A 6,990-nucleotide genomic window follows, 5' to 3' on the forward strand; every position below is an offset into this window, starting at 1 on the left:
AGGTCGAGGGTCGAGCGGCCGATGACCTCGTCGGCCGGCCAGCCGAAGGTGCTGGCGAAATTCTGGTTGGCCTCGGTGATCACGCTGTCGGCGAAACGTACCAGCAGGATCGCGTCCGGGCTGAGGTGGAACAGATTGGCGAAGCGTTGTTCGGAGTTGCGCAGCGCCTGGGCGCGCTGCTGTTGGGTGGTGATATCGCGGATGACGCCGAACATCTTCTGCCGGCCACCGTCGTCGACCTGCAGGCTGCCGCTGATTTCCAGCCAGTGCAGGCTGCCGTCCGGCCAGCGAATGCGATGCTGCAGGGCGTGGCTGCTCGGCACGCCGTCGAGCACGGCCTGGAACATCTGCAGTACGTCGTGGCGGTCTTCTTCCGGGATCAGTTCGATGTAGTCGACCCGGGTGCGCAGGGGGCGGGTTGGGTCCAGGCCGAACAATGCCTGGGCGCCACGCGACCAACTGATCTGGCCGCTTGGCACATCCCAGTACCAGGCGCCCAGTTGCGCGCCGTTGAGTGCCGCCAGCAGGCGCGGGGCGTCGTTCCAGGTTTTCTCGAAAACGGCAGGATCCAGGGCCGGAATGTGCGGCAGTGGCGGTCGCTTGTCACTGGTGTTGGCCATTGGCGGCCTTTTGGTCATGAGGTGGGCTGTGCTGGGGCGAGCGGTGCCGGGGCATGTAGCGGGCCCTTTGTTATCGTTATGCGTCTCACGTTAGCCTTTGCGCAGGCGCCAGCGCAAGGCTGTCGCGCTGCGCATCGAGCAGTTGCATGAAGGCCCGTGCGGCATTCGACAGGGTGCGCTCGGTGTGCGAAATATAGCCGAGCTGTCGCGACAGCTGGATACCGGGCAGCGGCAGGCGGGTGACCTGCTCGTCGAGCATGGTGCGCGGCAATACGCTCCAGGCCAGACCGATCGACACCATCATCTTGATGGTTTCCAGGTAGTTGGTGCTCATGGCGATATTCGGCGTCAGCGCCTGGGCCTCGAACAGGCGCCGCACGATGTGGTGGGTAAAGGTATTGCCGCCGGGAAATACCGCCGGGTGACGGGCGACATCGGCCAGACCGATCACGCCACTGCGTGCCAGCGGGTGTTCGGGCGCCGCGACGAAATCCAGCGGGTCGTCCCACACCGCGACCGCATGCACCGGTTCGCGGGTTTCCGGAGCCAGGGTGATCACCGCCAGCTCGGCGCGGCCATGCAGGACTTCTTCGTAGGCCACTTCGGAGTCGAGAAACTGGATGTCCAGCGCCACCTGCGGGTAGGCGCGGGTGAAGGCGCGCAGCAAGGGCGGCAAACGATGCAGGCCGATGTGGTGGCTGGTGGCCAAGGTCAGCCGGCCGCCGACCTCGCCGCTGAGGTTGTTCAGGGCGCGGCGGGTATCGTCCAGTACATTGAGAATCTGGTAGGCGCGCGGCAACAGGGCGCGACCGGCCTCGGTCAGGCTCACCTCGCGACCCAGGCGATCGAACAGGCGTACATTGAGTTGCTGTTCCAGGCTGGCGATGCGTTTGCTCACGGCCGGCTGGGTCAGGTGCAGGCGTTCGGCGGCATCGGAGAAGCTGCCCAGCTCGGCGATGGCGATAAAGGCATTGAGGGTGGCGAGATCCATGACGCACTGGCTCCGAGCGGTAAGCGGTAAGCTGCAAGAGGAAAGCCGCCAGCCCTTGCTTGCAGCTCGAGACTTACAGCTTACTTCTATTCCTGTTAGGAATCCTTTGGATAAAAAATATGAATTTGAGTAATTCGATCCAGGCTCTTAGGATCACCCTATAAATAAAGGGCTATTCGCCCTTTGATAGAAGCACGCTGATGAGGGAACCGCTGATGGCCGGCAAAACGCTCTACGACAAGCTCTGGGAAATGCATGAGGTGAAGCGCCGTGACGATGGTTCGTCGCTGATCTACATCGATCGCCATATCCTCCACGAAGTGACCTCGCCGCAGGCCTTCGAAGGGCTGCGTCTGGCGGGGCGCAAGCCGTGGCGTATCGACGCCAACATCGCCACCCCGGATCACAACGTGCCGACCACCAAGGCCGAGCGTCAGGGCGGTCTGGAGTCCATCGCCGATGAGGTCTCGCGCATTCAGGTGCAGACCCTCGACGAGAACTGCGACGATTTCGGCATCCTCGAATTCAAGATGAACGACCTGCGCCAGGGCATCGTCCATGTGGTCGGCCCGGAGCAGGGCGCGACCTTGCCGGGCATGACCGTGGTCTGCGGCGACTCGCACACCTCGACCCACGGCGCCTTCGGCGCGCTGGCCCACGGCATCGGCACCTCCGAGGTCGAGCATGTGCTCGCCACCCAGTGCCTGGTGGCGAAGAAGATGAAGAACATGCAGGTGCGCGTGGAGGGCCGGTTGCCCTTCGGCGTGACTGCCAAGGACATCGTGCTCGCGGTGATCGGCAGGATCGGCACCGCCGGCGGCAATGGCCGTGCCCTGGAGTTTGCCGGCAGCGCGATCCGCGAGCTGTCGCTGGAAGGGCGCATGACCATCTGCAACATGTCGATCGAGGCCGGTGCCCGGGTCGGTCTGGTGGCGGTGGATGACAAGACCATCGCCTACGTCGAAGGTCGCCCGTTCGCGCCCAAGGGCGCGGATTGGGACAAGGCGGTCGCCCAGTGGCAAGACCTGGTCTCCGACGCCGATGCGCAGTTCGATAAAGTCGTCGAGTTGCGTGCCGAGGACATCAAGCCACAAGTCAGCTGGGGCACTTCGCCGGAAATGGTCCTGGCCGTTGATCAGCGCGTGCCGGATCCGGCGGTCGAGGCCGATCCGATCAAGCGCGATTCCATCGTCCGCGCGTTGAAATACATGGGTCTGAGCGCCAATCAGGCGATCACCGACATCCAGCTCGACCGGGTATTCATCGGTTCCTGCACCAACTCGCGCATCGAAGATTTGCGCGCCGCTGCCGAGGTTGCCAAGGGCCGCAAGGTTGCCGCGACCATCAAGCAGGCCATGGTGGTGCCGGGCTCCGGCTTGGTTAAAGCCCAGGCCGAGGCGGAAGGGTTGGACAAGATTTTTGTCGAAGCCGGCTTCGAATGGCGTGAGCCGGGCTGCTCCATGTGCCTGGCGATGAACCCGGACAAGCTCGGCAGTGGCGAGCATTGCGCCTCCACCTCCAACCGCAACTTCGAAGGGCGTCAGGGCGCCGGTGGCCGTACCCACCTGGTCAGTCCGGCCATGGCGGCGGCGGCAGCGGTGACCGGCCACTTTATCGATGTGCGTGAATTGACCCAGGCCTGAGGAGTCCGAATATGAGAGCTTTTACTCAACACACCGGCCTGGTCGCGCCGCTCGATCGCGCCAACGTCGACACCGATCAGATCATTCCCAAGCAGTTCCTCAAGTCGATCAAACGCAGCGGCTTCGGCCCCAATCTGTTCGACGAATGGCGCTACCTGGATATCGGTCAGCCCAACCAGGACAGCTCCAAGCGTCCGCTCAATCACGATTTCGTGTTGAACGCGCCGCGCTATCAGGGCGCCAGTGTGCTGCTGGCACGGGAGAACTTCGGTTGCGGCTCGAGCCGCGAACACGCGCCCTGGGCGCTGGAAGAGTACGGCTTCCGCGCGATCATCGCGCCGAGCTTTGCCGACATCTTCTATAACAACAGCTTCAAGAACGGCCTGTTGCCGATCGTCCTCGACGAAAACGATGTCGATGAGCTGTTCCAGCAGAGCGAAGCCAGCGAAGGCTACCAGCTGACCGTCGACCTGGCGGCGCAGACCGTGACCCGCCCGGACGGCAAGCAATATGGCTTCGAGGTGGATGCCTTCCGCAAGCACTGCCTGCTCAACGGTCTGGACGACATCGGCCTGACTCTGCAGGATGCCGAGGCGATCAAGGCCTTCGAAGTCGATTACCAGCAGCGCAGCCCCTGGTTGTTCGGCGCAATTAAATAAATAGAGTGCGCGGGGCCGCCTAGGCCGCGTGCACCCGTTAACCGAGTTGAGGGTGCGCACGGCGCACCCTATGGTGTATTGAGGACAAGATGAGCAAACAGATTCTGATTCTGCCCGGCGACGGCATCGGCCCGGAAATCATGGCTGAGGCGGTCAAGGTGCTGCAGCTGGCCAACGAGAAGTTCGACCTGGGGCTCGAGCTGTCGTTCGACCAGCTGGGCGGCGCCGCCTATGAGCAATACGGCGTGCCGCTGGCCGACGAGACCCTGGCGCGCGCTCGCGCCGCCGATGCGATTCTGCTCGGTGCGGTGGGTGGCCCCCAGTGGGATGCCATCGACCCGGCCCTGCGCCCCGAGCGCGGCCTGCTGAAGATCCGTTCGCAGCTGGGCCTGTTCGCCAACCTGCGCCCGGCGATCCTCTACCCGCAGCTGGCCGATGCCTCGTCGCTCAAGCCCGAAGTGGTCGCCGGTCTGGATATCCTGATCGTGCGCGAACTGACCGGCGGCATCTATTTCGGCAGCCCGCGTGAATCGCGCGTGCTGGAGAATGGCGAGCGCATGGCGTTCGACACCCTGCCGTACAGCGAAAGCGAGATCCGCCGTATCGCCCGGGTCGGTTTCGACATGGCGCGGGTGCGCGGCAGCAAGCTGTGCTCGGTGGACAAGGCCAACGTGCTGGCTTCCAGCCAGTTGTGGCGCACCGTGGTCGAGGAAGTGGCCCAGGATTACCCGGATGTCGAACTCAGCCACATGTACGTCGATAACGCGGCCATGCAGCTGGTGCGCGCGCCCAAGCAGTTCGATGTGATGGTCACCGACAACATGTTCGGCGACATTCTGTCGGATGAGGCTTCCATGCTCACCGGCTCCATTGGCATGCTGCCGTCTGCTTCGCTGGATGCCAACAACAAGGGCATGTACGAGCCGTGCCATGGTTCGGCGCCGGACATCGCCGGGCAGGGCATCGCCAATCCGCTGGCGACCATCCTCTCGGTCTCGATGATGCTGCGTTACAGCTTCAGCCAGAGCCAGGCCGCCGCTGCCATCGAGCAGGCGGTCAGCAAGGTGCTGGATCAGGGCCTGCGCACCGGCGACATCCATTCCGTCGGTACGACCAAAGTCGGCACCGCCGCCATGGGCGATGCGGTAGTCGAGGCGTTGCGTAGTCTGTAATCTTCCAGGTTCTCCGGAGAGTTTCCGGCGGTCTGTTCATATAGGTGTAGTGTTATGAAACGTGTAGGTCTGATCGGTTGGCGTGGCATGGTGGGTTCCGTGCTGATGCAGCGCATGCTGGAAGAGCAGGATTTCGACTTGATCGAGCCGGTGTTCTTCACCACCTCCAATGTCGGCGGTCAGGGTCCGGCCATCGGCAAGGACATCGCCCCGCTGAAAGATGCCTACAGCATCGACGAGCTCAAGGGCCTGGACGTGATTCTCACCTGTCAGGGTGGCGACTACACCAGCGAGGTCTTCCCCAAACTGCGCGAGGCCGGCTGGAAGGGCTACTGGATCGATGCCGCGTCCTCGTTGCGCATGGCCGACGATGCGGTGATTGTGCTCGATCCGGTCAACCGCAAGGTGATCGACCAGCAGCTGGATGCCGGCAGCAAGAACTACATCGGCGGCAACTGCACCGTCAGCCTGATGCTGATGGCCCTGGGCGGCCTCTATGAAGCCGGTCTGGTCGAGTGGATGAGCGCCATGACCTATCAGGCCGCGAGCGGCGCCGGCGCGCAGAACATGCGTGAGCTGATCAAGCAGATGGGCGCGATCAACGCCTCAGTCGCCGACGAGCTGGCCGACCCGGCCAGCGCCATTCTGGATATCGACCGCAAGGTGGCCGAGGCCATGCGCGGCGAGTCCTTCCCAGTGGACAACTTCGGCGTGCCCCTGGCCGGCAGCCTGATTCCCTACATCGACAAGGAACTGCCCAACGGCCAGAGCCGCGAAGAGTGGAAGGCTCAGGCCGAGACCAACAAGATCCTCGGTCGCTTCAAGAACCCGATTCCGGTGGACGGCCTCTGCGTGCGCATCGGCGCCATGCGCTGCCACAGCCAGGCGTTGACCATCAAGCTGAACAAGGACGTGCCGCTGTCCGACATCGAAGGGCTGATCAGCCAGCACAATCCCTGGGTCAAGTTGGTGCCCAATCAGCGTGAAGCCAGTATCCGTGAGCTGGGGCCAACTGCCGTTACCGGCACCCTCAGTGTGCCGGTCGGGCGACTGCGCAAGCTGAACATGGGTTCGCAATACCTGGGCGCCTTCACTGTCGGCGACCAGCTGCTGTGGGGCGCCGCCGAACCGTTGCGCCGGATGCTGCGGATTCTGCTGGAGCGTTGATAGCTGGCGCAGTGAGTTTGGCCTGAGCGTGCCCAGCAGGAATGAAATGAATAGGAGCGAGTGGTGTCGATGGTCGAGAGGTTGAGCGATCATCGGCATGGCTGGCTCCTTTGCATTTGTGGGACTGCGCTATACAGTGCGCTGCCTATTCAGTCAGAAGCCTGTCCATGACCCGTACCTTTGATATTGCCGTGATCGGCGCCACCGGCAGCGTTGGCGAAACCCTCGTGCAACTGCTCGAAGAGCGCGACTTCCCCGTGGCGAACCTGCACCTGCTGGCCAGCGGCGAGTCGGCCGGGCGTTCTCTGTCGTTCAAAGGCAAGAATCTGCGGGTGCGTAGCCTGGAGTCTTTCGATTTTTCCAGTGTCGCCCTGGTTTTCTTTGCCGCCAGCGAGGCGGTCACCCGCAGCTATGCGCCCAAGGTGCATGCGGCCGGTTGCACGCTGATCGATCTGGCCGCCGCTTTGCCGGCCGAGCAGGCGCCCCGGATGGTGCCCGAGGTAAATCCCGAGGTCTTGAAAACGCTTACTGCGCCCTATCAATTGACCAGCCCGAGTCCCTCGGCGGTTGCGCTGGCGCTGGTGCTGGCCGCGCTGCGCGAGCAGATCAAGGTGCAGCGGGTGGCGGTCACGGCGTGTTTGGCCGTTTCCAGTCGCGGGCGTGAGGGCGTGTCCGAGTTGGCGCGGCAAACCGCCGAGCTGCTCAACGGTCGTTCATTCGAGCCGCAGTTGTTCGACC

The 6,990-nt window shown here is 63.4% G+C and carries 7 protein-coding genes; 5 read left to right on the forward strand and 2 right to left on the reverse strand.

Annotated features, from left to right (window positions below):
* Positions 1-620 (reverse strand): PAS domain-containing protein (locus ABZE94_RS19030; protein WP_372877433.1); only part of this gene is annotated, 620 nt, incomplete at its 3' end.
* Between the two features lie 85 nt (positions 621-705).
* Positions 706-1,611 carry a LysR family transcriptional regulator gene (locus tag ABZE94_RS19035; RefSeq protein ID WP_372877435.1) on the reverse strand — a complete coding sequence of 302 codons (906 nt, stop codon included), beginning with the start codon at positions 1,609-1,611 and terminating at the stop codon, positions 706-708.
* Between the two features lie 215 nt (positions 1,612-1,826).
* On the opposite strand from ABZE94_RS19035, the gene leuC reads away from it, so the two are divergent.
* From leuC to ABZE94_RS19060, 5 genes are all read left to right on the forward strand, one after another.
* Positions 1,827-3,254, forward strand: a complete 1,428-nt coding sequence (leuC, locus tag ABZE94_RS19040) for a 3-isopropylmalate dehydratase large subunit (RefSeq protein WP_372877437.1) — start codon at positions 1,827-1,829, stop codon at positions 3,252-3,254.
* A gap of 11 nt (positions 3,255-3,265) precedes the next feature.
* Entirely contained in the window at positions 3,266-3,913 is a 648-nt protein-coding gene (gene leuD / locus ABZE94_RS19045) for a 3-isopropylmalate dehydratase small subunit (RefSeq protein WP_372877439.1), read from the forward strand.
* Between the two features lie 89 nt (positions 3,914-4,002).
* A complete protein-coding gene (gene leuB / locus ABZE94_RS19050) occupies positions 4,003-5,085 on the forward strand; it encodes a 3-isopropylmalate dehydrogenase (protein ID WP_372877441.1) in 1,083 nt (360 codons plus the stop codon).
* Positions 5,086-5,139: 54 nt separating this feature from the next.
* Positions 5,140-6,252, forward strand: a complete 1,113-nt coding sequence (gene asd, locus ABZE94_RS19055; protein ID WP_372877443.1) for an aspartate-semialdehyde dehydrogenase — start codon at positions 5,140-5,142, stop codon at positions 6,250-6,252.
* A 167-nt stretch (positions 6,253-6,419) separates the two neighbouring features.
* Positions 6,420-6,990 (forward strand): aspartate-semialdehyde dehydrogenase (locus tag ABZE94_RS19060; protein ID WP_372877445.1); only part of this gene is annotated, 571 nt, incomplete at its 3' end.

Source organism: Pseudomonas sp. (genome assembly GCF_041601375.1).
Lineage (GTDB): Bacteria > Pseudomonadota > Gammaproteobacteria > Pseudomonadales > Pseudomonadaceae > Aquipseudomonas.